The sequence below is a fragment of the Streptomyces sp. NPDC026575 genome, assembly GCF_055567415.1.
In genome coordinates, this window is record NZ_JBVHQM010000002.1 from 256568 (window position 1) to 279221 (window position 22654).

General features: G+C 71.9%; 21 protein-coding genes. 6 read left to right on the plus strand and 15 right to left on the minus strand.

Translation table 11 applies throughout. The features are described 5' to 3' along the window. The first annotated feature begins 201 nt into the window (after positions 1-201). From ACZ4NB_RS03500 to ACZ4NB_RS03515, 4 genes are all read left to right on the plus strand, one after another. Entirely contained in the window at positions 202-1263 is a 1062-nt protein-coding gene (locus ACZ4NB_RS03500; RefSeq protein ID WP_467657997.1) for an ABC transporter ATP-binding protein, read from the plus strand. Further along, entirely contained in the window at positions 1253-2164 is a 912-nt protein-coding gene (locus ACZ4NB_RS03505; RefSeq protein WP_467657999.1) for an ABC transporter permease, read from the plus strand. The genes ACZ4NB_RS03500 and ACZ4NB_RS03505 overlap by 11 nt, the downstream gene beginning before the upstream one ends. A gap of 49 nt (positions 2165-2213) precedes the next feature. Further along, complete coding sequence (locus ACZ4NB_RS03510; RefSeq protein WP_467658001.1) at positions 2214-3125, plus strand: ABC transporter ATP-binding protein; 912 nt, start codon at positions 2214-2216, stop codon at positions 3123-3125. Between the two features lie 76 nt (positions 3126-3201). Next, complete coding sequence (locus tag ACZ4NB_RS03515) at positions 3202-3921, plus strand: ABC transporter permease subunit (protein WP_467658221.1); 720 nt, start codon at positions 3202-3204, stop codon at positions 3919-3921. 179 nt (positions 3922-4100) lie between these two features. Here ACZ4NB_RS03515 and mltG read toward each other — a convergent pair whose 3' ends face one another. From mltG to ACZ4NB_RS03545, 6 genes are all read right to left on the minus strand, one after another. Then, entirely contained in the window at positions 4101-4922 is an 822-nt protein-coding gene (gene mltG / locus ACZ4NB_RS03520) for an endolytic transglycosylase MltG (RefSeq protein ID WP_467658002.1), read from the minus strand. 267 nt (positions 4923-5189) lie between these two features. After that, a complete protein-coding gene (locus ACZ4NB_RS03525; protein ID WP_467658004.1) occupies positions 5190-6479 on the minus strand; it encodes a CynX/NimT family MFS transporter in 1290 nt (429 codons plus the stop codon). A gap of 90 nt (positions 6480-6569) precedes the next feature. After that, positions 6570-7283, minus strand: coding sequence for a FadR/GntR family transcriptional regulator (locus tag ACZ4NB_RS03530; protein ID WP_467658005.1), 714 nt, complete (start codon positions 7281-7283; stop codon positions 6570-6572). A gap of 257 nt (positions 7284-7540) precedes the next feature. Next, positions 7541-8950: a diaminopimelate decarboxylase gene (gene lysA, locus ACZ4NB_RS03535; RefSeq protein WP_467658007.1), complete on the minus strand. Its 1410-nt coding sequence runs from the start codon at positions 8948-8950 to the stop codon at positions 7541-7543. 14 nt (positions 8951-8964) lie between these two features. Further along, positions 8965-9321: an SAV_915 family protein gene (locus ACZ4NB_RS03540; protein ID WP_467658008.1), complete on the minus strand. Its 357-nt coding sequence runs from the start codon at positions 9319-9321 to the stop codon at positions 8965-8967. 314 nt (positions 9322-9635) lie between these two features. Beyond that, positions 9636-10619 (minus strand): LysR family transcriptional regulator, encoded by a 984-nt coding sequence (locus ACZ4NB_RS03545; RefSeq protein WP_467658010.1) that lies wholly within the window; start codon positions 10617-10619, stop codon positions 9636-9638. A gap of 322 nt (positions 10620-10941) precedes the next feature. On the opposite strand from ACZ4NB_RS03545, the gene ACZ4NB_RS03550 reads away from it, so the two are divergent. Further along, positions 10942-11625 (plus strand): rhomboid-like protein, encoded by a 684-nt coding sequence (locus ACZ4NB_RS03550; protein ID WP_467658011.1) that lies wholly within the window; start codon positions 10942-10944, stop codon positions 11623-11625. Here the strand turns inward: ACZ4NB_RS03550 and ACZ4NB_RS03555 are convergent. From ACZ4NB_RS03555 to ACZ4NB_RS03595, 9 genes are all read right to left on the minus strand, one after another. Then, positions 11613-12443 carry an HAD family hydrolase gene (locus ACZ4NB_RS03555; RefSeq protein ID WP_467658013.1) on the minus strand — a complete coding sequence of 277 codons (831 nt, stop codon included), beginning with the start codon at positions 12441-12443 and terminating at the stop codon, positions 11613-11615. The two genes, ACZ4NB_RS03550 and ACZ4NB_RS03555, sit on opposite strands and share 13 nt — an antisense overlap. Beyond that, a complete protein-coding gene (serS, locus tag ACZ4NB_RS03560; protein WP_467658014.1) occupies positions 12440-13729 on the minus strand; it encodes a serine--tRNA ligase in 1290 nt (429 codons plus the stop codon). Before serS ends, ACZ4NB_RS03555 begins: the two co-directional genes overlap by 4 nt. A gap of 631 nt (positions 13730-14360) precedes the next feature. After that, on the minus strand, positions 14361-15287 hold the full coding sequence (pheA, locus tag ACZ4NB_RS03565; RefSeq protein ID WP_467658016.1) for a prephenate dehydratase: 927 nt from the start codon (positions 15285-15287) through the stop codon (positions 14361-14363). A 192-nt stretch (positions 15288-15479) separates the two neighbouring features. Next, positions 15480-16817, minus strand: coding sequence for an iron uptake transporter deferrochelatase/peroxidase subunit (efeB, locus tag ACZ4NB_RS03570; protein ID WP_467658017.1), 1338 nt, complete (start codon positions 16815-16817; stop codon positions 15480-15482). Next, on the minus strand, positions 16817-18850 hold the full coding sequence (locus tag ACZ4NB_RS03575; protein ID WP_467658019.1) for a copper resistance CopC/CopD family protein: 2034 nt from the start codon (positions 18848-18850) through the stop codon (positions 16817-16819). Before ACZ4NB_RS03575 ends, efeB begins: the two co-directional genes overlap by 1 nt. 60 nt (positions 18851-18910) lie before the next feature. Then, on the minus strand, positions 18911-19357 hold the full coding sequence (locus ACZ4NB_RS03580) for a copper chaperone PCu(A)C (protein ID WP_467658020.1): 447 nt from the start codon (positions 19355-19357) through the stop codon (positions 18911-18913). Next, positions 19354-19998: an SCO family protein gene (locus ACZ4NB_RS03585; RefSeq protein WP_467658021.1), complete on the minus strand. Its 645-nt coding sequence runs from the start codon at positions 19996-19998 to the stop codon at positions 19354-19356. The genes ACZ4NB_RS03580 and ACZ4NB_RS03585 overlap by 4 nt, the downstream gene beginning before the upstream one ends. Positions 19999-20070: 72 nt before the next feature. Continuing rightward, positions 20071-20793: a YcnI family copper-binding membrane protein gene (locus ACZ4NB_RS03590; RefSeq protein ID WP_467658022.1), complete on the minus strand. Its 723-nt coding sequence runs from the start codon at positions 20791-20793 to the stop codon at positions 20071-20073. A 132-nt stretch (positions 20794-20925) separates the two neighbouring features. Next, complete coding sequence (locus ACZ4NB_RS03595; RefSeq protein WP_467658024.1) at positions 20926-21825, minus strand: hypothetical protein; 900 nt, start codon at positions 21823-21825, stop codon at positions 20926-20928. A 247-nt stretch (positions 21826-22072) separates the two neighbouring features. Between ACZ4NB_RS03595 and ACZ4NB_RS03600 the strand changes: the two genes are divergently transcribed. Next, positions 22073-22570 (plus strand): ATP-binding protein, encoded by a 498-nt coding sequence (locus ACZ4NB_RS03600; RefSeq protein ID WP_467658025.1) that lies wholly within the window; start codon positions 22073-22075, stop codon positions 22568-22570. Positions 22571-22654 lie beyond the last annotated feature (84 nt).

Consider the following 22654-nt stretch of genomic DNA (forward strand, 5'->3'; position numbering starts at 1 on the left):
GCGACCCGAGCTCGACCCCGGCCCTCCCCGACCGTCCGCGACCTCGTTCCACCCCCGACGCCGCCCCCGCCCCGCGCCGCAGCTGGCAGGCGGTGCCGCGCCCCTTGAACCCTGACGCCGGGCCGCTCAAAGCAGGAGATCCCCTACGGGCCGTAATACCGCAGGGGGAGGCGGATCCCAGCATCTGGGTTGACGACCGCTGTGGCGGACGCCACTACCGTCGATGACGTGACTGTGATCGTGACCGAAAGCCTGAGCAAGCGGTTCCCGCGGGTGACCGCTTTGGACCGGCTCTCCGTTGACATCGCCCCCGGCGTAACGGGCCTGGTGGGTGCCAACGGCGCCGGCAAGTCCACCCTGATCAAGATCCTTCTCGGACTGGCCCCGGCCACCGAGGGGACCGCGCATGTCCTCGGCCTGGACGTGACCAAGGACGGCAGCGCGATTCGTGAGCGGGTCGGCTACATGCCCGAGCACGACTGCCTGCCGCCGGATGTCTCGGCCACGGAATTCGTCGTGCACATGGCCCGGATGGCCGGCCTGCCGCCGACCGCCGCCCGCGAGCGCACCGCCGACACCCTGCGCCACGTCGGCCTCTACGAGGAGCGATACCGCCCCATCGGCGGCTATTCGACGGGCATGAAGCAGCGGGTGAAGCTCGCCCAGGCGCTGGTCCACGACCCGCAGCTGGTCTTCCTCGACGAGCCCACCAACGGCCTCGATCCGGCCGGGCGGGACGAGATGCTCGGCCTGATCCGGCGCATCCACAGCGACTTCGGCATCTCCGTCCTGGTGACCTCCCATCTCCTCGGTGAGCTGGAGCGCACCTGCGACCACGTCGTCGTCATCGACGGCGGCAAGCTGCTGCGCTCCTCCTCCACCGATGAGTTCACGCAGGTCACGACCTCCCTGGTGGTCGAGGTCACGGACACCGACGCCCATCCGGACGGCACCGAAGCCCTGCGCGGCGCACTGGCCGGCGCCGGCGTTGCGGTGGCCACCCGGACCGCCGGCACCGAGGGGCTCGCCTCCGCCGGCCGCCTGCTGTTCGTCGAGGCGGCCGGCGAGGAGACCTACGACCTGGTGCGGGACACCGTCGCCGGACTCGGGCTGGGCCTGGTCCGGATGGAACAGCGCCGCCACCAGATCGCCGAGGTCTTCCACGACGCGGACGCGGCGCACGCCGCCGCCGAAGCCGTCACCGCAGGCGCCCCGAGCGCCCCGTACGCCCGCCAGGACGGAGGCGCCCACGATGTCGCCTGAGCCCACGACCTCGGTATCCGCCACGCCAGGCGGCGCCTATATCCACAACATCGGCTACCGCCACTACGACGGCCCGCGGCTGGGCCGTGCCTACGCCCGCCGGTCGCTGTTCTCGCAGAGCCTGCGCGGCGCCTACGGCCTGGGCCGTTCGGCCAAGAGCAAGGTGCTGCCGATGCTGCTCTTCGCCGTGATGTGCCTGCCCGCCGCCATCATGGTCGCGGTGGCGGTGTTCACCAAGGCCGCCAGCCTCCCGGTCGGCTACACCCGCTACGCCATCTTCCTCCAGGCCGTCATCGGCCTCTATCTCGCCTCCCAGGCCCCGCAGTCCGTCTCCCGCGATCTGCGCTTCAAGTCCATACCGCTGTACTTCTCCCGCCCGATCGAGCGCGGCGACTATGTGGCGTCGAAGTTCGCGGCCATGGCGAGCGCCCTGTTCATCCTCACCGCGACGCCGCTGCTGGTCCTCTACGTCGGGGCGCTGCTGGCGAAGATGGACTTCCTCGACCAGACCAAGGGGCTGGCGCAGGGACTCGTCTCGGTGCTGCTGCTGTCGCTGCTGTTCGCCGGGATAGGGCTGGTCATCTCCGCCCTCACGCCGCGCCGGGGCTTCGGCGTCGCCGCCGTGATCGCCGTCCTCACCATTCCGTACGGCGCGGTGAGCGCGATCCAGGGCATCGCCTTCGTCCAGGGCAACGAATCCGCCGTCGGCTGGCTGGGGCTGTTCTCCCCCATCACGCTGATCGACGGGGTGCAGTCGACCTTCCTCGGCGGCACCAGCTCCTTCCCCAACAGTCTCGCGCCGACGACCGGTGCCGGGTTCGTCTACCTCCTTGTCACGCTGACCGTCATCGCCGGCAGCTATGCCCTGCTGATGCGTCGCTATCGGAAGGCCGGCCTGTGACCGCCCGCCCGTCGCCCACCACCACCCCTCGAAGGAACGGGCCGCGCCCATGAGCACTGTCACCATCGACCACGTCTCGCGCTGGTTCGGCAATGTCGTCGCCGTCAACGACATCACCATGACCATCGGCCCCGGCGTCACCGGCCTGCTCGGCCCCAACGGCGCCGGCAAGTCCACCCTCATCAACATGATGGGCGGATTCCTCGCCCCCTCCAACGGCTCCGTCACCCTCGACGGGACGACGATCTGGCGCAACGCCGGTATCTACCGCCACATAGGCATCGTCCCCGAGCGCGAGGCGATGTACGACTTCCTGACCGGGCGCGAATTCGTCGTCACCAACGCGGAGTTGCACGGCCTCGGCCGGGCGGAGGCGGCCAGGGCGCTGGCCACCGTCGAGATGGAGTACGCCCAGGACCGCAAGATCTCGACGTACAGCAAGGGCATGCGGCAGCGCGTCAAGATGGCGTCCGCGCTGGTCCACGACCCGTCCGTGCTGCTGCTCGACGAGCCCTTCAACGGCATGGACCCGCGCCAGCGGATGCAGCTGATGGAGCTGCTGCGACGGATGGGCGACCAGGGCCGCACGGTTCTGTTCTCCTCGCACATCCTCGAAGAGGTCGAGCAACTCGCCTCGCACATCGAGGTGGTGGTGGCCGGCCGGCATGCCGCGTCCGGCGACTTCCGCAAGATCCGCCGGCTGATGACCGACCGGCCGCACCGCTACCTCGTCCGGTCCGACAACGACCGGGCGCTGGCCGGGGCGCTGATCGCCGACCCCTCGACGTCCGGCATCGAGGTCGACCTCGTCGAGGGCGCGCTGCGCATCCAGGCGGTCGACTTCGGCCGCTTCACCGAACTCCTGCCGCGGGTCGCCCGGGACCACGGCATCCGCCTGCTGACGGTCTCGCCCTCCGATGAATCGCTGGAATCCGTCTTCTCCTACCTCGTCGCGGCCTGAGGCCGGAAAGGAGCCCCGAGGCATGTCCACGACCACTCCGACGGCCGCGCCGGCGCCCGCCGGTCCCAAGGCCACGCTGTTCCACCCGACCGTCGCCCGACTCACCTACCGCGCCCTGCTCGGCCGGCGGCGGGCTCTGATCCTCTTCGCGCTGCCCACTCTTCTGGTGGTCATCGCGGTGGCCGTCCGTGCGTTGGCCGGCGCCGACGACTCCACCGCCGGCGGCATCCTGGGCGGCTTCGCGCTGGGCACGATGGTGCCGCTGATCGGCGTCATCGCCGGTACGGGCGCCATCGGACCGGAGATCGACGACGGCTCGGTGGTCTACCTCCTGGCCAAGCCGGTGCCCCGGCCGACAATCATCCTCACCAAGCTCCTGGTCGCGATAGGTGTCACGGTCGTCTTCTCCGCCGTCCCCGTCCTGTTCGCCGGCTTCCTGCTCAACGGCAACAGCCAGCAGATAGCGGTGGGGTACGCGGTGGCGGCGGCCATCGCCTCGGTCGCCTACAGCGCGCTCTTCCTGCTCTTCGGCACGATCACCCGGCACGCCGTGGTCTTCGGCCTGGTCTACGCCCTGGTCTGGGAGGCCCTCGTCGGCACCCTCGTCCCGGGCGCGAAGACCCTCAGCATCCAGCAGTGGGCGCTGGCGGTCGGCCAGCACACGGCCGCGGAGGGTGCGATCACCTCCGATGTCCAACTGCCGCTCGCGATATGCCTGTTGGCGGCCCTCACGGTTCTCGCGACCTGGTACGCGGCCCGGCGGCTCAAGGCGCTGACCCTGGCGGGCGAGGAGTAGAGCCGATCGATCCGGTGGGCCCGGGGGCCGGAAACCGAACCGCCCCTGGGCCCACCGCCCCGGTCCCACCGCCCTGGGCCCACCGCCCCGGGCCCCCACTCCGGGTCCACCGCCCCACCGGCGCTGTCCCGGGCGCGCCCGGCCCACGCCGTCCCGGGCGCGCCCGGCCCACGCCATCCCTACGCGCCGCCTCCGCCCCCGGCGCCGTTCTTCTGCTGGGCGTTGAACTCCCGGACGTTGCGCAGATGCTCCTGGTAGTCGGCGGTGAAGCGGGTGTCGCCCGGCTTGACGGTGACGAAGTACAGCCAGTCGCCCGCGGGCGGCGCACCGGCCGCCTTCAGCGCGTCCGCCCCGGGATTGTCGATCGGGGTGGGCGGCAGGCCCTCGTGCTTGTAGGTGTTGTAGGGGCTGTTGGTCCGGGTGTCGGCGTGGCTGGTGTTGAGCGTGCTGCGGCCCAGCGCGTAGTTGATCGTCGAATCCATCTGCAGCGGCATGTGCCGGGCGATCCGGTTGTCGATGACCCGGGCGACCTTGCCCATATCGGCCGGCCGGTCGGCCTCGGCCTGCACGATGCTGGCGATCACGACCGTACGGTAGGAGCTGATCTTGTCCGCGGCGAGTCGCTCATTGGCGGTCTTGACCATGTACGAGAGCAGCGACGCCGGCGTGGTGTCCGACTGGATCGGATAGGTCGCCGGGAAGAGGTAGCCCTCCGGATTGCCGTTCGCCCCATCCGGCAGCGGGAGCTTCGCGCTCTTGGCGGCCTTCGCGGTGGAGCCACCGGGCAGATGCAGCGCCTTGTCGACGGCGGCGTAGACCTGGGTGGCCCGTTGCCCCTCCGGCACGGTCAGCTTCTCGCCGCCCCCCGGCCCGCGCAGCAACCGCGGCACGAGCAGCACGGCCAGAATGGCCAGGACGGCCAGGACGGCGACAACGATGAGCCAGCCGGTGCGGGAGAGCCGCGGCCCCGGTCGGCGGTCGGTGTGCTGAACGTCGCTCATGGGGGCACGGTAGGCCACGGCCGCACGGCGAGGCCGTGGCCACCCCCGGATCGTTGCTGATGAGGGAGATCGTTCACCCCCTCGTCATGGGGAGCCCACACTTGGTGCCGACGTGCCCACACTGGGTGCCCCCGTGCGTGCCCGCAGGGGGGCACGTGCACGCACGGCCACAGATGCCGCTAGGTGCCCCGACGTGCCCCACGTGCTGCCACCGGCCGGCCACGGGCCCCTACCTACCTACCGGGCCAGCCACCGGCCCCTATGGCCCTACGCCCCGCCCGCGTCCCCGATCCTGCGGTCGCGCCCCGCGCCCAGGCCCAGCAGCGCCAGACCGCCGCAGACCCCGAGCAGCAGCACAAGGGGCACCGTCCAGCCGCCGGTGGCCTGATGGACGGCACCGAGGGCCAGCGGGCCGGCGGCGGCGAGCAGGTAGCCGCCCGTCTGGGCCATGCCGGACAGCCGGGCGGCGGTGTGGGCATCGCCGGAGCGCAGGACCATCATCGTCAGGGCCAGACCCAGCGCGCCGCCCTGGCCGACGCCCAGCAGGACGGCCCACAGCCATGCACCCGCCACCGGCGCCAGCAGCAGACCGGCGACGCCACAGGCCATCAGCGCGGACACCGCCACCCCCAGCAGTCGCTGGCGCCGCATCCGCCCCGCGAGCATCGGCACCACGAACGAACCGACCATCTGCACCAGCGTGCTGAAGGCGAAGACCAGCCCCGCCTCGCCCTTGCCCATGCCGTGGTCGGTGAAGACGGTCGGCATCCAGGCGATGACCACGTACGCGATCAGCGACTGCGAGCCCATGAAGAGCGTGACCTGCCAGGCCAGCGGCGAGCGGCTCAGCCTCGGTCCCGCCTCGGCCTGGTGTGCGGACACGGCCGCGGCGGCACCGTGCCGGGTGCCGCGGCGGGCCGTCAGCGCCTGCGGGATCCAGGCCACCGCGGCGACGGCGGCCAGCAGCGACCAGGAGACCAGCGCCCCCTGCCAGCTGCCGAGCGCGTTCTCCAGCGGGACCGCGGAGGCGGCGGAGACCGTGGCGCCCAGGATCATCGCCGTCGAGTACAGCGCGGTCATACCCGCGGCCCGATCGGGGAAGTCCCGCTTGATCAGGCCCGGCATCAGCACGTTCAGCAGGGCTATGGAGGAGCCGACCACCGCACACCCGGCGAACAGCGCCACCACCGGCGGCGCGATCCGCAGCACGATGCCCCCGCACAGCGCCACCAGCGCCGCGCACAGCGCCGCTTCGGTGCCCCATCGCCGTGCCAGCCTCGGCGCGACGATCGATCCCAGGCCCATGAAGATCAGTGGGATCGTGGTCACCAGACTGCTGGCGGTCGCGGTCAGATGGAAGTGCGTACCGATCTCGCCGAGCAGCGGCGAGACCCCGGCCAGCGCCGCCCGCATGTTGAGCGCGGCGAGCACGATCCCGATCAGCACGAGCGCCGGGTGGACGGCCCGCAACCGCCGGCGGGCGGCGGCGACGGGCGGTGTCGCGACCAAGCCCTCCTCGGCGTCGATCAAAGGTGCTTGGGGCCTGGACCCTGACATGCGTGCGTTACCTCGCCATGAGTGTGATGCGTAAAAGGAACCCGGAGGGAAGGAAAGAAGGACAAGAAGCGGAAGACGGCTCCTTTGCCGTCAGCGGCCGTCGTCCAGCAGGGCCTCCACGGCCCGCTTGGGTTTCTCCAGCAGTTCGCGGGTGGCGCGCTCCGCGGCCTCCGGGTCGCCCGCCGCGATCGCCTCCATGACGGCGCGGTGGTCCCCGTGCTCGATCTTCGGCATCGCCTGGTCGTCGAGCCCGCTGACCAGCGCCTCCCGTACCGAGCTGCTGAACCAGCCGTAGGTCGCCGTCAGCGCGGTGTTGTGCGCGGCCTCGACGACGGCCTTGTGGAAGGCGATGTCGTGGTCGGCGTAGAGCTCCAGGTTGCCGGAGCCGGGCTGTCCGTCCGCGTCCGCCAGGTCCGCCTGGGCGTCCAGGGCCGCCCGCATCCGCTCCAGGTCGGCCGGCCGGTGGCGCAGCGCGGCGAGCCGGGCGGCCTCCGCCTCCAGCGCGATCCGCAGTTCCAGTACGTCGCGGATGCCGGCCCGTTGGACCCCGCGCATGATGTCGCCCGGATCCGTGGTGGAGACGACGAAGGTGCCTTCGCCCTGCCGTGAGCGCAGCATTCCGGCGTGTACGAGCACCCGCACCGCCTCGCGGACGGTGTTGCGACCGACCTGGAGCTGCTCGGCGAGCGTGTGCTCGGTGGGGATGCGGTCCCCGACCTGCCACTCCCCGGCCGCCAGTTGGGACCGCAGTGCCTCGACGACGGTGTCCACGAGGGATTGCCGTCCTGCCGCCCGCAGTGCCATATCCGTTCCGCCCGCCCGTCTGCCCGTAGTTGCCGCTGCCTGCCCGGTTGCCCAGTCATCCTACAACCGGTGAATGCATGCTACATGGAAACTGCGGGGGTGTGGGCAACGGTGGCAGGGGCGGGGCAACGGTGACGGCTCCTCGGGGGCCGACCGTACTGCGGCCGCCGCCCCGAGGAGCCCCAACTCCTGCCCCCTACAACTGGATTACCGCTCTTACAGCGGGATTACCGCCCGCTACCGCTCCCTCTCCCGTCCTACAGCCCGACGTCCCGCCCCTGGATGTCCGCCAGGGATTCCCGCCGTACGAGAAGGCGGGCGTGGCCGTCGGTGACCGCGATGACCGGTGGGCGGCCGACGAGGTTGTAGCCGGAGGCCATGGAGAGGTGGTAGGCGCCCGCGACGGGCACCGCCAGCAGGTCGCCGGGCCGGATGTCGCCCGGCAGCTGCACGTCGGTGGCGAGCACATCGCCGGCCTCGCAGTGCCGGCCGACGACGGTGACGGGTTCCGACGCGGCGAGCGAGCCGCGCCCGACCAGCCGGGGCGCATAGCGCACCCCGTACAGCGCGGGCCGCGGGTTGTCGCTCATCCCGCCGTCCACCGCCACGAACGTGTGCGCGCCGGTCCGTTTGACGGACAGCACCCGGTAGAGGACGACACCGGCCGGCCCCACGATGGCGCGTCCGGGTTCGACGGCCAGCCGGGGCACCGGCAGACCGGCCGCCGCGCAGCTGCTCGCCAGCTCCGCGCGCACCTTGGCGCCGAGCGCGGCGGAGTCGAGCACGGGCTCACCGGGGCGGTAGGCGATGCCGTGGCCGCCACCGAGGTCCAGCTCGGGGAGGGCGACGCCGTGCTGCTCACGGACCCGGGCCAGCAGGCCGACCAGCCGCCGTACGGCCGACAGATACGGCTTGGCGGTGGTGATCTGCGAACCCAAGTGGCAGTGCAGACCGACCAGTTGGAGACGCGGCTGGGCGAGCACCCGGGTGATGGCGTGCTGGGCGGAACCATCGGCGATCGACAGCCCGAACTTCTGGTCGTCGGTCCCGGTACGGATCTTGGCGTGGCCGCCCGCGGCGATCCCGGGCACGACCCTGACCAGCACCTTCTGCCGGGAGCCCGCCGGGACCGCGGCCGCCAGCCGGGCGATCTCCGATGTGGAGTCGATGACGATCCGGCCGACGCCGAGCCGCAGCGCGGTCTGCAGATCGGCCGGGCTCTTGGCGTTGCCGTGCAGCACGATCCGCTCGGGCGGGAAGCCGGTGGTGACGGCCAGCTCCAGCTCGCCGGCGGAGCAGACGTCCAGGCCGAGGCCCTCCTCCTGCACCCAGTGGACCAGGGCGCGGCACAGGAACGCCTTGGCCGCGTAGTAGACGTCGGCGTCCGGGAAGTCCCTCAGGTAGCCGCGGCAGCGGTGGCGCACCTCGTCCTCGTCCAGGACATAGGCGGGGGTGCCGAAGCGGTCGGCCAGCTCGGTGAGCGGGACACCGCCCACGGCGATGTCGTCGTGGCCGAGCGGCGCCGCGGAGCCGGGCCATATGGCGAGCGGGCCGCGGTCGGCGGCGGGTCGGGGGGCGGCCGGTACCGCCGCCGCCGGCGCCACCGCGGCGGGCGGCGACGGAACGGCGGGCTCTTGGGCGGTCCGGGGCAGTGTGCTGTGGCTCATGTGTCGCCCCTCCCTCAGACAGCCCGTAGGTGGTGGTGCGTACGCGCCGTACGGAGAACCTCGGGGGTGCGCGCCGCAGTACGGGGGACCTCGGGGGAGAGCCGCGGGTCGACGGTCACCACGGTCGCGCCCACGGGCTCGGCCAGCGCACGCAGGGCGGGCTCGGACAGCCTGACCCAGGGCTGGCCGCCGCCCAGAGCCGCGGCGAGCCGCTGGGCGGAGGTGAAGCCGACGGCCGTCCGGCCGCCGAGCGGGGTGCGGAACAGGCGGGCCGTGCAGCCCGCGGGGCCCGACCGGACGGGGACGAAGAGAGGCCCGGCCGGGACACGATCAGAAGGCTCAGGATCTTCCGCGTACAGACGGTGGGACACGGCGTTGCTCCTCGAACAGGACATCGGCGGCCCCGGACCGGTGGATGACGCATGTGCCGGGGCTCGGCTCTGACGACGCTATGCCCGGGGAACGCGCCCCTCCGCCAGTCACTGACGCGTCATTGACGGGTTGTGGACACTGTTTGACGCGATGCTGCCGGGTGGTGGCCGATTGTGGGGCGGTGGTGACGCTGCGCCGCAGCCGCAGCCGCAGCCGCAGTGCGGTCGGGCCGCGGCAGCGCCCCGGCTGGCGCAGCCCGAGCCCCGAGGCCCCGCTATCGCCCCTACGACGCCCCACGACGCCCTATGACGCCTTACGCCCCCGACGCCCTGTCCCCGGACGCCGCCGCCCGCGCTTCCCCTGGCGCACCGGTTGATCCGGCTCCCGAACCCCGCGCACCACTGCCGCCGAGGCACGCATTGACCGTCTCGGCGAACTCCACCGCCGCCGGGCTCAGCGCCGCCCAGGTGCGCACCGCCCAGCCGGTGGCCAGTGGGGGCAGCGCGGGGATCGGGACCAGGCGCAGCGATGAGTCGGCGGTGGCCGCGAGCCCCGGCAGACGCGGGACGACCGCGTGGCCGACGCCGAGTTCGGCCAGCAGCAGGGCGGTGTCCCAGTCGGCGACGCTGGTGGTGCTCGGGGGCGGCAGCTGCCCTGCGTCCCGGTGGCCGAGGTGGCCGTCGAGCCGCATACGGGAGGTGGAGTTCTCCGGCAGCCGGATGAGCCGGACGCCGGCCAGTTCCTCCGGCTCGATCCGCTCCCGGGTGGCGAGCGGGTCGTCGGCGCGTACGGCCAGCACCCAGGGCAGGCCGATGACCGGATGCTGCTCGATACCGCGCACGGGCGGGCCGATGGTGATCCAGGCCAGCTCGGAGCCGCCGTCCGCGACCGCCTCGAAGCAGCGGCGGCTGGAACTCTCGGTCTGGAACTCCAAGTTGACGTGCGGGTGGCGGGCGCGGAAGGCGACCACCGCGTCGGCCATGAAGTGCCGTACGGTCGTGGCGCCGGTGGTGATCCGGACCGTGCCGCCGTCGCCCGCGCGCAGATCGCCCAGTTGCCGCAGGGCCACGTCCAGTCCGCTGAGGCCGTCCGCCGCCGCGCGGTTGAGGATGCGGCCGGCCTGGGTCGGTGCGACGCCGCGCGGCCGGCGCTCCAACAGGCTGATGCCCGCCTCCCGTTCGAGGCGTTTGATGCGCTGGCTGACGGCTGACTGCGTGCAGCCGAGCCGTCGGGCGACGGCGCTGAGGCTGCCCGTCTCGCACACGGCCACGAAAGCGCGCAGGTCGTCGAGGGTCACCTGGGTACGGTAGCCCCCTCACGGTGGCCCTATCCAAGCTGTGGCTAAGGGATTTGGAAGGAAACCAGAGGATTGACTGGGGTGTGGCACCGCCGCGAAGATCGTCCCAGGGCCCAGGGCGGCAACCCGGAACCGCGTACGGCCGTACGGTTTCGGGTGCCGACCCGCACGTCCAGCCCTCCCACAGGGCAGGCACCGCCTACCCTCAAAGGGTGAATACCGACGGAAAGGCCGTCAGACGTACCGACGGCTGCGGCAGTACACACGGCCCCGGCGGTACCCACGGCTTCGGTGTACCCGATCGCCGGCGAGGGGACCGCTGATGGAGCCGCCGCGCGGCGGTCGGCCGTGGTGGTCCGGGCGCGGCCTCGCCGACCGGGTGAGGGACTGGGTGCGGACGAGTCCGGGCACCCATATCTGGCTGCTGATCATCGGCGTCACCAGCCTCGTGGTCGCCTCCGCCTCCGAGGGACTGGGGCAGTTCCTGGTGCACCGCACCAGCAGCAACATCCACGAGCTGAACGAGCATCCGCTGCCCTCGCTGCTGATCAGCGGCTTCTGGATCGAACGGCCGCAGTCGTTCCTGCTCTACGCGGTGATGTTCGAGCTGCTGCACGCCAACGTCGAGCGCTGGGTGGGGACCTGGCGCTGGCTGCTGATCGTCGGCGGCGCGCATGTCGCCGCCACCCTGGCCAGCCAGGAACTGGTCCTGCTGGCCATCGAGGGCCACCAGCTGCCGCGCTCGATGACACATGTCGTCGACATCGGCGTCTCCTACGGGCTGGCCGCGGCCGCCGGCGTACTGACCTACCGGCTGCCCCCGCCCTGGCGCTATGTCTACCTCGTCGCGGTGCTGGTCTTCTTCGGTGTCCCGCTGACGACCGGCGCGACCTTCACCGACTTCGGCCACGCCATCGCGCTGGTCATGGGCTTCGCGGCCTGGCCGCTGACCCCGGCGGCGGCGGTCGTCGACGAGGCGGAGCCGGAGGCCGGTCAGAGCCCGTAGACCCGCTCCAGCACGACCGCGATCCCGTCGTCCTCGTGCGAGGCCGTCACCTCGTCCGCGACGGCCTTCAGCTCGTCATGGGCGTTGGCCATCGCCACGCCGTGCGCCGCCCAGGCGAACATCGGGATGTCGTTGGGCATATCGCCGAAGGCCACGGTCTCCTTGGCGGTGATGCCCAGGCGGCGGGCGGCCAGCGAGAGGCCGGTGGCCTTGGTCAGACCGAGCGGCAGCAGCTCCACGACGCCCGGACCGGCCATCGTCACGCCCACCAGATCACCGGCGACCTGGCGCGCGGCCTGTGCCAGCGCATCGTCGTCCAGCGTCGGATGCTGGAGGTAGACCTTGTTCAGCGGTGCGGCCCACAGCTCGCCGGGGTCGTCCACCAGGACATTCGGCAGCGGGCCTTCCTGGACGCGGTAACCGGGGCCGACCAGCACCTGACCGTCCAGACCGTCCCGGCTCGCGGCCAGGAACAGCGGGCCGACCTCGGCCTCGATCTTGGACAGCGCCAGCCCGGCCAGCTGCCGGTCGAGCGTCACCGATGTCAGCAGCCGACGCTCACCGGCGTGGTAGACCTGCCCGCCCTGGCCGCACACCGCGAGGCCGTGGTAGTCCAGCGCGTCGAGGATGTGCCGGGTCCAGGGCACCGAACGGCCGGTGACGACGATGTGCGCCGCGCCCGCCGCGGTGGCCGCGGCGAGCGCCTGACGGGTGCGCCCGGAGACGGTCTCGTCCGGGCGCAGCAGCGTGCCGTCGAGATCCGTCGCGATGAGCTTGTACGGCAGCGGTGCGGCGGCCGTCGGAGCCGATGCGCTCACTTGGCGAGGGGCTCCAGGATCTCCCGGCCGCCCAGGTAGGGGCGGAGCACCTCGGGAACGCGCACGGAGCCGTCCGCCTGCTGGTGGTTCTCGAAGATCGCCACGATCGTGCGGGGGACCGCGCAGAGCGTGCCGTTGAGGGTCGCGAGCGGCTGGACCTTCTGCTTGCCGTCGACGGTCTCGCGCATCCGGACCGAGAGCCGGCGGGCCTGGAACTCGTCGCAGTTGGAGGCCGAGGTCAGCTCGCGGTACTTGCCCTGGGTCGGGATCCACGCCTCGCAGTCGAACTTGCGGGAGGCCGAGGCGCCGAGGTCACCGGTGGCGACGTCGATGACCTGGAACGGCAGCTCCAGGGAGGTCAGCCACTGCTTCTCCCAGTCCAGCAGCCGCTGGTGCTCGGCCTGCGCGTCCTGCGGCGCGACGTAGGAGAACATCTCCACCTTGTCGAACTGGTGGACCCGGAAGATGCCGCGGGTGTCCTTGCCGTACGTGCCGGCCTCACGGCGGAAGCACGGGGAGAAACCGGCGTAGCGCAGCGGCAGCTTGGCCGCGTCGACGATCTCGTCCATGTGGTACGCGGCGAGCGGGACCTCGGAGGTGCCGACCAGGTAGTAGTCGTCCTTTTCGAGGTGGTAGACGTTCTCGGCGGCCTGGCCGAGGAAGCCCGTGCCCTCCATGGCGCGCGGGCGGACCAGGGCGGGGGTCAGCATCGGCGTGAAGCCGGCCGCGGTGGCCTGGGCGATGGCGGCGTTGACGAGGGCGAGCTCCAGCAGCGCGCCGACACCCGTCAGGTAGTAGAAGCGGGAGCCGGAGACCTTGGCGCCGCGCTCGACGTCGATCGCGCCGAGCAGCTCGCCGATCTCCAGGTGGTCCTTGGGGGCGAAGCCCTCGGCGTCGAAGTCGCGGATCGTGCCGTGCGTCTCCAGGACCGTGAAGTCCTCCTCGCCGCCGACGGGGACGTCGGGGTGGACGAGGTTGCCGAGCTTCAGCAGCAGCTGCTGGGTCTCGTCCTTGGCCTCGTCCTGGGCGGCGTCGGCGGCCTTGACGGCGGCGGCCAGCTCGCCGGCCTTCTTCAGCAGCTCGGCCTTCTCGTCGCCACTGGCCTTGGGGATGAGCTTGCCGAGCGCCTTCTGCTCGGCACGCAGCTCGTCGAAGCGGACGCTGGACGACCTGCGCCGCTCGTCGGCGGAGAGAAGCGCGTCGACGAGCTCGACGTCCTCTCCACGGGCGCGCTGGGACGCGCGCACACGGTCGGGGTCCTCACGGAGCAGGCGAAGGTCAATCACACCCCCAGGCTACCGGGGTCGCGCGCGGCTCCTCGACGCGATATTCCCCGGCATATCGTTTTGACCGTTTTGGGTCATTTATTCCCTTAGGGGGTCGGGGAGGGGAGGGGGGGTGCGCGAGGGGTCGACTGGTAAGCGGCGGATAAGCGCGAGGGGGTGGGCGGAGGAATTCCGGATGTCCGCGATGGGGGCTTTCATGGGGGTGGGCGCCGGGTGATCCATCGTGTGGACAACGGGAGTTGGGGCCCTGGTTTTCCCCGGAGATCCCTCGGTTGTCCACAGGGGGCGAGGGTTCTCCGATGCTTATCCACAGGCTGTGTGTGAGATCTGTGGAAGTCGGAGTCGATCATTCCGCTGCCGAAATGGTCGGCTATGGATTCTTGGTCCAAACCCCGTTCACGCACTCTTTCGTGTGGGATTGCCTCGCTCTAAAGGATTGATCGCATGAATTGTGCTGACGGAGGCCCCGGTGGGGCGCTGTGGAGCAATGTGGTGTCAGTAGACCGATTTGTCGACTCCGCCCGGCTTTCATGTCGACTTACCCACAGGTCGAGAACCGAGCCTGTGGATAACTTTGTGGACAACCCACAGGCCGCTGAAAGCCGCAGGTCGTGCCCGGACCGCGGGCGGCTCAGCCCCGCCCGTCGAGGCAGCGCGCCAGCCAGTCGGACGCCTCGGTGAACGCCGAGTCCGTCATCTGCCGCCGCACGCTCGGCGTCAGCTCGTCCGCCCGCGGATACGAGCCGAGGAACCGCACCTCGCGGCAGACCCGCTTGAGTCCCATCAGCACCTCGCTGACCCGGCGGTCGGTGATGTGCCCCTCGCAGTCCACCGAGAAGCAGTAGCGGCCGATGCCCTCCCCGGTCGGCCGGGACTCGATCCGCATCATGCTGACGCCGCGCACCGCGTACTCCTGCAGCAGCTCCAGCAGCGCACCGGGGTGGTCCTCGGCCAGCCACAGCACGACCGAGGTCTTGTCCGCGCCGGTGGGCGCCGCGGGCCGGGCCGGGCGGCCCACCAGGACGAAGCGGGTGGCCGCGTTCTGCGCGTCGTGGATGTCGGTGACCAGCGGCGTGAGCCCGTACGTCGCCGCCGCGAACTCGCCCGCGAACGCGCCGTCGTAGCGGCCCTCCTGCACCAGCCGCGCGCCGTCGGCGTTCGAGGCCGCCGACTCCCACACCGCTTCCGGGAGTTGGGCCGCCAGCCACTTGCGCACCTGCGGCTGGGCGACCGGGTGCCCGGTCACCGTCTTGACGTCGCCGAGCGCCGTCCCGGGCCGTACGAGCAGGGCGAAGGCGATCGGCAGCAGCACCTCGCGGTAGATCATCAGCGGCTCGCCGGCGGCCAGTTCGTCGAGGGTGGTGGTCACCCCGCCCTCGACGGAGTTCTCGATCGGCACCAGGGCGGCGGCGGCCTCACCGGCGCGCACCGCGTCCAGGGCGGCCGGCACCGACACCATCGGCACCAGCTCGCGGGTCGCCGCCTCGGGAAGGCTGCGCAGCGCGGCCTCGGTGAACGTGCCCGCGGGGCCGAGATAGGTATAGCGGCTGGCCGACATCCTTGAGCACTCCCTCGCGTGGCTGCGGGGGCACCCCGCCGATCTTTCTCCCTGCCCTGCCACGATACCGAGCCGTTCCGGCCGCCGGGCGGGCCTTCCAGCCGCTGGACGGCCTGGGGACGGCCTCCGGGGGCGGCCGCCGCGGACAGCCTCGGGGGACGGCCGCCGGAGGATCACCCCCGCCGCCGGTGATCAGCCCTCCAGCAGCGGCCGGCCCACGTAGTCGCCCGGTTCCGCGGCCGGCGGCACCGCGAACAATCCGCTGGCCTCGTGCCGCAGGAACGGCGACAGCGCGTCCCCGCGGTCCAGCTTCCGCTGGATCTGGGTGAAGGCGCGCAGCGGATCGGCCTGCCAGCAGACGAACAGCAGCCCGGCGTCCGGGGCGCCGTCCTCGCGGTAGCCGTCGTGGAAGGAGAACGGGCGGCGCAGCATCGCCGCTCCCTGGTTGGACTCCGGCGCCGCGATCCGGGCGTGCGCGTTGGCCGGGATGACCGGCAGCCCGTCCGGGCCGGTCGCGTCCAGCCGCATCGGAGTGGTCTCCGAGCCGCCGGTCAGCGGCGCCCCGTTGTCCTTGCGACGCCCGATGACCCGCTCCTGCTCGTGCCGGGAGCGCTTCTCCCAGTCGTCCAGCAGCATCCGGATCCGGCGGACGACGGCGTAGGAGCCGCCGCGCATCCACTGCTGGTCGGCGTCCCGCCCCACGAAGATCCGCTCGTCGAAGTCCTCGTCCGACGGCTTGGGGTTGTTGGTGCCGTCGACCTGGCCCATCAGGTTGCGGGCGGTCATCGGGTGCGCGGTGGCACCCGGAGTGCGGTTGAAGCCGTTCATCTGCCAGCGCAGCCGGGCGCTGCCCGCCGCGTCCTTCTGCAGCGCCCGCAGCGCGTGGAAGGCGACCAGTGCGTCGTCGGCGCCTATCTGGATCCACAGATCGCCGTTGCTGCGCCCGGGGTCCAGCGCGTCCGCGGAGAAGTCGGGCAGCGGGTCGAGCTGTACGGGGCGCCGCTCGGCAAGGCCCGTACGGCCGAAGAAGCTGTGGCCGAAGCCGAAGGTGACGGTCAGCGAGGACGGGCCGGCGTCCAGGGCGACCCCGGTGTCGGCGTCCGGGGCGCGCCCGGCCATCAGCTCCTCGGCCGTCCGCGACCAGCGGCGCAGCAGCGCCGCCGCGGCCTTGCGGTCCGCGCCCGGCGCCAGGTCGAAGGCGGCGAGATGCCCGTTGGCCTGCAGCGGAGTGGTGATCCCCGCCTGGTGCCTGGCCCGCGCCGCCCGGAACGGCACCTCGGTCGACCCGATGGTGGTGAGGGCCTTGGGCGCGTCCTCCTGGGAGGCGGAGGCGCCGATGGCGCCGCCGGCCCCGCCGACGACCAGCCCGGCCGCGCCGGCCGCGCCGACGGTGCCGAGCAGCCGGCGGCGGGAGAGCGCCATCGGGGCGGCCTCGGCCCCGCCGGGGGACTCACCGGAGTTCTTCGGGTCGGCGGAGGTCTTCGGGTCGGCGGCCCGGGGGTCGGCGGTCTGTTCGGTTCGCTTGCTCATCAGCCGATCTTCACGTTCTTGGTCTCGGTCACCTGGTCGATGTCGGAGGTCCGTACGAGCAGCGAGAGCTGCCACTGCCCGGGGACCGGCAGCTGGACGCCGCTCGCGCGCCAGTGGCCCTTGCCGATGTGCCGGGGGGAGAAGGGCAGCGGCCCGATCTTCTTGGACTTCTGGGTGAAGGAGACCTTCACCTCGGGAACGTCCATGGCCTTGCCCGACGGGTCGGAGAGCCGCAGCCGCAGCTCATTGGCGTTGCCGCTGCTCCCGGGGTCGAGGTCGAGGCGGGCGGTGCCCTTGCCGCCCGGACCGCCGGTGTCGAACGGGATGGTCAGCACCTGCGGCTGGTTGGTCGCCGTGGACTGCCCGCCGGAAGCGGCCTTGACCGCCTCCTCCGTACGGGCCGGCTCGGTGGCGGTCAGCACCGTCGTGACCACCAGCAGGACGACGGCGACCGCGGCCTCGGCCAGGACCGACCGGCGCAGCCCCAGCCGCTCGGGGTCCGCGTCGCGCAGCCGCTTGGTCCGGGCGGTGCGCAAGGCGGCCCGCTGACGGGCCAGTTGAGCGGCGCGGGCGGCGTCCGGAGCGGCTCCGGCGGCCGGGTCGTGGTCGGGCTCGGGCTCGGGGCCGTGGTCGGGGACGAGGGCGGGAACGAGCTCGGGCTCGGGCGCCTCGGTCACCTCGCCCAGGCGCCCCGTCCACCGCCGCGACACCGCGGCGATCCCGACCAGGACCACCACCAGGCCCACCTTGAGCAGCAGCAGCCGCCCGTAGGAGGTGTCGGTGAGGGCGTGCCAGCTGCCGACCTGCCGCCAGGACTGATAGACACCCGTGGCCACCAGCACCACCACGGAGCCGAACGCGATCCGCGAGAAGCGGCGTACGGCGGTCCGCTCGACCGGCGGGCCCCAGTACAGGGAGACCACCAGCGCCGCCAGCCCGCCGAGCCAGGCGGCGACCGCGAGCAGATGCAGCACGTCGACCGGCATCGCGACGGCGGGCTGCAGTCCGGTCGAGGCGTGTTCGGCCATCGCCCAGGTCGCGGCGAGCCCGGTCGCGACGATCACCCCGCCGATGCCCAGCCCGAAGGTCAGGTCCTTGCGCCGCTTGGCCTCCTCGGCGGGGTCCAGGGCCTTGTCGGCACCGTCGCCGGGTTCGTCGCCGGCGTCCGCGGTCCCGACCGCCTCGGTCCCGTCCCCCTCGGCCTCCTCCTGCGCCTCCTGTGGCTCCTGCAGCCGCGCGTACGCCCCGAAGAGCACCGCGACGAACAGCGCCGCGGCCGCGAGCAGCAGCAGCCGGGAGACCAGCGCCGCGCCCGGCTTGGTGATCAAAACCTGCTGGAGGCCACCGAGGTCGAAGACGTCGGCGAGATCACCGGACCCGGTGTACGGGGTGCGCAGCAGCAGCATCGCGAGCGTGGTGGCGGTCAGCACCACCCAGCCCTGGACGACCAGCCGCTGCACCGACCGTACGAGCGCCGCGGCCGGCCGGCAGGCCACCACGAAGGCGGCACCGCCGACCAGCAGCACGAACCCGGCGTAGGCCAGGTAGCGGGCGACGCCGTAGAGCGCACCGACCAGCCCGCCGCCGACCTCCTGCGCAGGGAGCGCAGCGGCGGACTTGGAGGGCGCGCCGACGGAGAAGGTGAAGGCGCCGGAGACGGGGTGGCTGTCGGCGGAGACCGCCTGCCAGGCGACGGTGTACGTACCGTCGCGGAGCCCCGGCGGCAGCCCCGTGCCGTACTTGACGACGCTGCCGCTGCACAGGTTGCGCAGCTTGCCGCGGTCCACCCGTTTGCCCCGCGGATCCAGGACCCGGATGGAGTCGTCGCTCATCGCCACGCCCTCGGAGAAGGTGAGCGTCACCTGCTCGGGTGCGCGGTCCACCACCGAACCCTGCGCCGGCGTGCTGCCGGTCAGCGCGGCGTGCGCGGACGCCGGGACGGCGGCGGCGAACAGCGCGCCGGCCAGCGCCACCGCGACGACCAGGAGCCGTAGCGCGGCGGACCGTCGCGGCCGCAGCCCGGTGGTGACCATAGTGATCGCTCCCCTCAACTGCCGTGTGAGTGCGTGTGCTGTGACGAACTGTGCCGCCCGTTACTTCTTCGGCTGGTAATTGACGGCCCGGACCTGGACGTTCACCTTGACGGGCTCGGCATGGGCGAACTGCAGCTCGATGCCGATCACGTCGTCCTTGGTCGGCTTGTACTTCAGGCCCATGAACATCAGGTGGGTGCCGCCGCGTTCGAGCCGGACCTCGCCGTTCTCCGGTATCGGCAGCTCCTTGACCTGCTCCATCTTGTTGCCGACCGTCTTGTGGATCGTGACGTCCTTGGCCTGGTCGGTGGTGACCGCGACGAGCTTGTCGGCGGGGCCGCTGTTCTTGATCGTGAAGAACGCGCCGGCCATGTCCTGGGTGATCGGCTGCGGCATGTACGCGCCGTCGACCTGGATCTGCGGGTCGGGTTCCCCGGTGTCGCAGCCCGCCAGGGCGAGACCGGCGGTGAGGGCGAGGGCGGCGGTGAGGGCGGTGCGGCGGTTCACGGGTTCTGTCCCTTGATGATCTTCGGAAGTGCGGCGGTGTAGTTGTCGGAGGTGGCTTCCTGCATGCCCATCCAGTGGATCTTGTCGTCCTTGGGGGAGCTCAGCAGGACCTGCGCGCCATGGGTGGAGACCACATCGCCGTTCTTCTTCTTGACCGGCTTCTCGATCCCGATGTTCACGCTGCGCGCGCCCGCCTGGATGGTGTCGAACGCGCCGGACAGCCCGACGAAGTCCTTGTTGATGCCGGCGAGCCACTTCTTGAGCGCCGCCGGGGTGTCGCGCTCCGGGTCGGAGGTGACGAACACGACCCGCAGGTCCTTCTGCTCGGCCTTGGGCAGCTGCTTCACGGCGACGGCGATGTTGGACATCGTCAGCGGGCAGACGTCCGGGCAGTTGGTGTAGCCGAAGTAGATCAGCGTGGGGTGGCCCTTGGTCCGCTCCAGCAGGTCGTACTTCTTGCCGTCGGTGCCGGTCAGGACCAGGTCGGGCTTCTCCAGCGGGTTGTCGAGGGTGACGATCGGCTTGGCGGTCGTTCCGCCGGAGACGGTCGCGGCGGGCTTGTTCTCGTCGCCGCCGCAGGCGGTCAGGCTGAGGGCCGCGGTCGCCGCGAGGGCGGACGCGAGCAGGGTCCTTCTATGCATTGCAGATAAATCCCATACGTTCTTCCGAGGGGGTGCCGGGCCGGCGCGGGTCGGGCGCCGGCCCCGCGGTGGTCAGGCGCTGCGGCGCCGGCCGGCGAACACACCGAAGCCGACTCCGGCGATGCCGACGACGATGCCGATGACGCCCAGGACACGCGCCGTGGTGTCGCTGGCGGACGTCTCCGCGGCGGCCGTGGTCATCTTGGCGTCGCTCTTGGCGCCGGCGTGCTTCGCGCCGGAGGTGCCGTGGCCGTCGTCCTCGGCCGCGGTGAGCTTGAGCACCGGCGCCGGGTTCTCCGGCTCCTCGGCGCCCTCCTTCGTCGGCTCGATCCAGCGCACGACGTCCTTGTCGTCGTACGTCTGGAGGGCCTTGAAGACGAGCTCGTCGGCGTCCTCGGGCAGCTGCCCGACGGAGACCGGGAACTGCTGGAACTGGCCGGGCTCGACGCCCTTGCCCTCGGCGGTCCAAGTGATCTTCGAGGGCGCCTCGTTGATCTTCTCGCCGTGCATCTCGATCGGTTTGGCCAGCTTGGACTTGGTGACCGAGACCTTCCAGCCGGGCACCGGCTGCGGCATGGCGGACGCCAGCGGGTGGTCGGTCGGCAGCGTCACTTCCAGCTTCACCGTCGAGGCGTCGTCGCGCTCATTGGGCACCTTGAAGTTGACGACCGCATAGCCGCCCTTCGGGGCCTCGTCGGGCTGCACGCTGACGTGCGCGAAGGCCGGCCCGGCGAGCAGCAGCACGCTGCCGGCCGTGACGCCGCCCACGAGCGACAGACGGGAAAACTTGGACATACGCGACGTATTTGACATCACAACACTCCACAGGAAGAGGAAAAGCACGGGTAACGGTGGTGGGGCGGCGCGCGCACGGCGACGGCGCGCCAGCCCGTAACCCCGTCCTGTGGGAGCGTGCTGTGCGCGACGTCAGGCCGCGAGGGCCAGGGCGGCCGGGGAGGGGGGTCCTCGCCTGACGACACTGTGGTGGAGTGCGGGGTCCTTCGGGCCGGGTTTGTCATCCCCGTACGAAACGGAGGCGCGCAGCGCATCGTCGTGCGCCGCGCCGAGGCCCGCGAGCAGGGCGCGGACCAGCGCGAGCACCCCGCGCAGCGCGCCCATCAGCGCCGCTACGGCGAGCTCATACGCCGCCGGAGCCGACAGCCGGACCAGCCGCCACAGCGCCGCCTCGCCCCGCCGCAGCAGCCAGCCGAGGGCGAGCGCGGCGAGCAGATGCCCCAACAGCATGGGCACGGACGGCACCATGCAGTGCGCCATGGTCAGGTCGCCGGCGGCCGCGCCACCGGCCGCGCCGTGTCCGGCCGGTGCGGCGACGGAGGCGGCGTCGACGCCGGACGAGCCGAGGATCCGCCGCGCCTGGTCGCCGTCCACCCGGCCCGCACCGAGCCCGCAGGTCAGATGCCTGACGAGCGCGATCGCCGCCGAATCGGACAGCGCACCGCCGAAGCCGCTACCGACCCGGCCGCTCGTCGTCAGCCCCGTCATGCCCGCCATATCGGTCATCGCCGCCATGCGGGACGCCGGAGGCACGGGTGCCTGCCCCCACGTGAACAGCGAGTGCAGTACGAGCTGGCCCACCGCGAGCCCCGCCGCGATCCCCGGCAGCGAGCGTTCCCGCCCGGCCAGCGGGGCCGCCACCGCGAACACCACGGCGGCCGCGACACCCAGCGTCCACAGCGGGACGGTCGCGCACGACGCGATCATGTGCCCGGCCGCGGACAGCGCGACGCAGACCGCGGTGAACACCGCGGCCCTCAGCAGCCGCAGGTCGGCGGCAGCGCGTGGGGCGGGGGCGGATGGGGCAGACATGGCCGCGCCATCATCCCACTGCCCTTACCCGCCGCCTACGGCAGGGCGGTGGCCAAGGGGCGCCTCCCGGGGCGTCAAGGGTGGCAGGCGGGGCGCGCGACGGCGCGTACACGGCGCTTCACCTACACCGATGCGCTCAGTCTTCGCATCCGCCGAATGAGCGGTATCACGTCCCGGACATGCTTACGGACCTTGTGGCACGGCAATAGGTAACGATATGTCGAGCCGCGGCCAGGAGGCTGGAGCGATGAGCATCTGGTGGTCACTCCACTTGCGGCGTGAGGCGGCAAGCGTGCCGCTCGCCCGTCGCCTGTTGCTGGGCACGATGGAGACTGCGGGCGTCGACCCGGACATCTGTTACGACCTGTCGGTGGCCCTCTCCGAAGCCTGCGCCAACGCCGTCGAACACGGCGGGGACACCGCCACCGAGGACTACAGGGTCACGGCCTTCATCGACGGCGACACCTGCCGCATCGAAGTCACCGACTCGGGACCCGGCTTCCACGGCAGCTCCGTACCTCCCGCCCCTCCCCATACCGCCGCGGACCGCGCCTCCACGCCGGCCCCCGTGCCCACCCCCGCGCAGGCTCCCGTGTTTGCCGAGGAAGGCCGGGGGCTCTTTCTGATCGAGGCCCTCACCGACCACGTCCGCTACCGCAACCGCATGGGCCGCCCCGGCGCGATCGTCAGCTTCGACAAGATCCTCAAGTGGCGGGACGGCGCGGCGCTACCGATGGCGTCATAGCCGGTCGGCTACGGCCACAGGGCTTTGACCTGCTGAAACCCGCTCACCGGAGATGACGGCCGGGCATTCTTGGGCGGCCTTCAC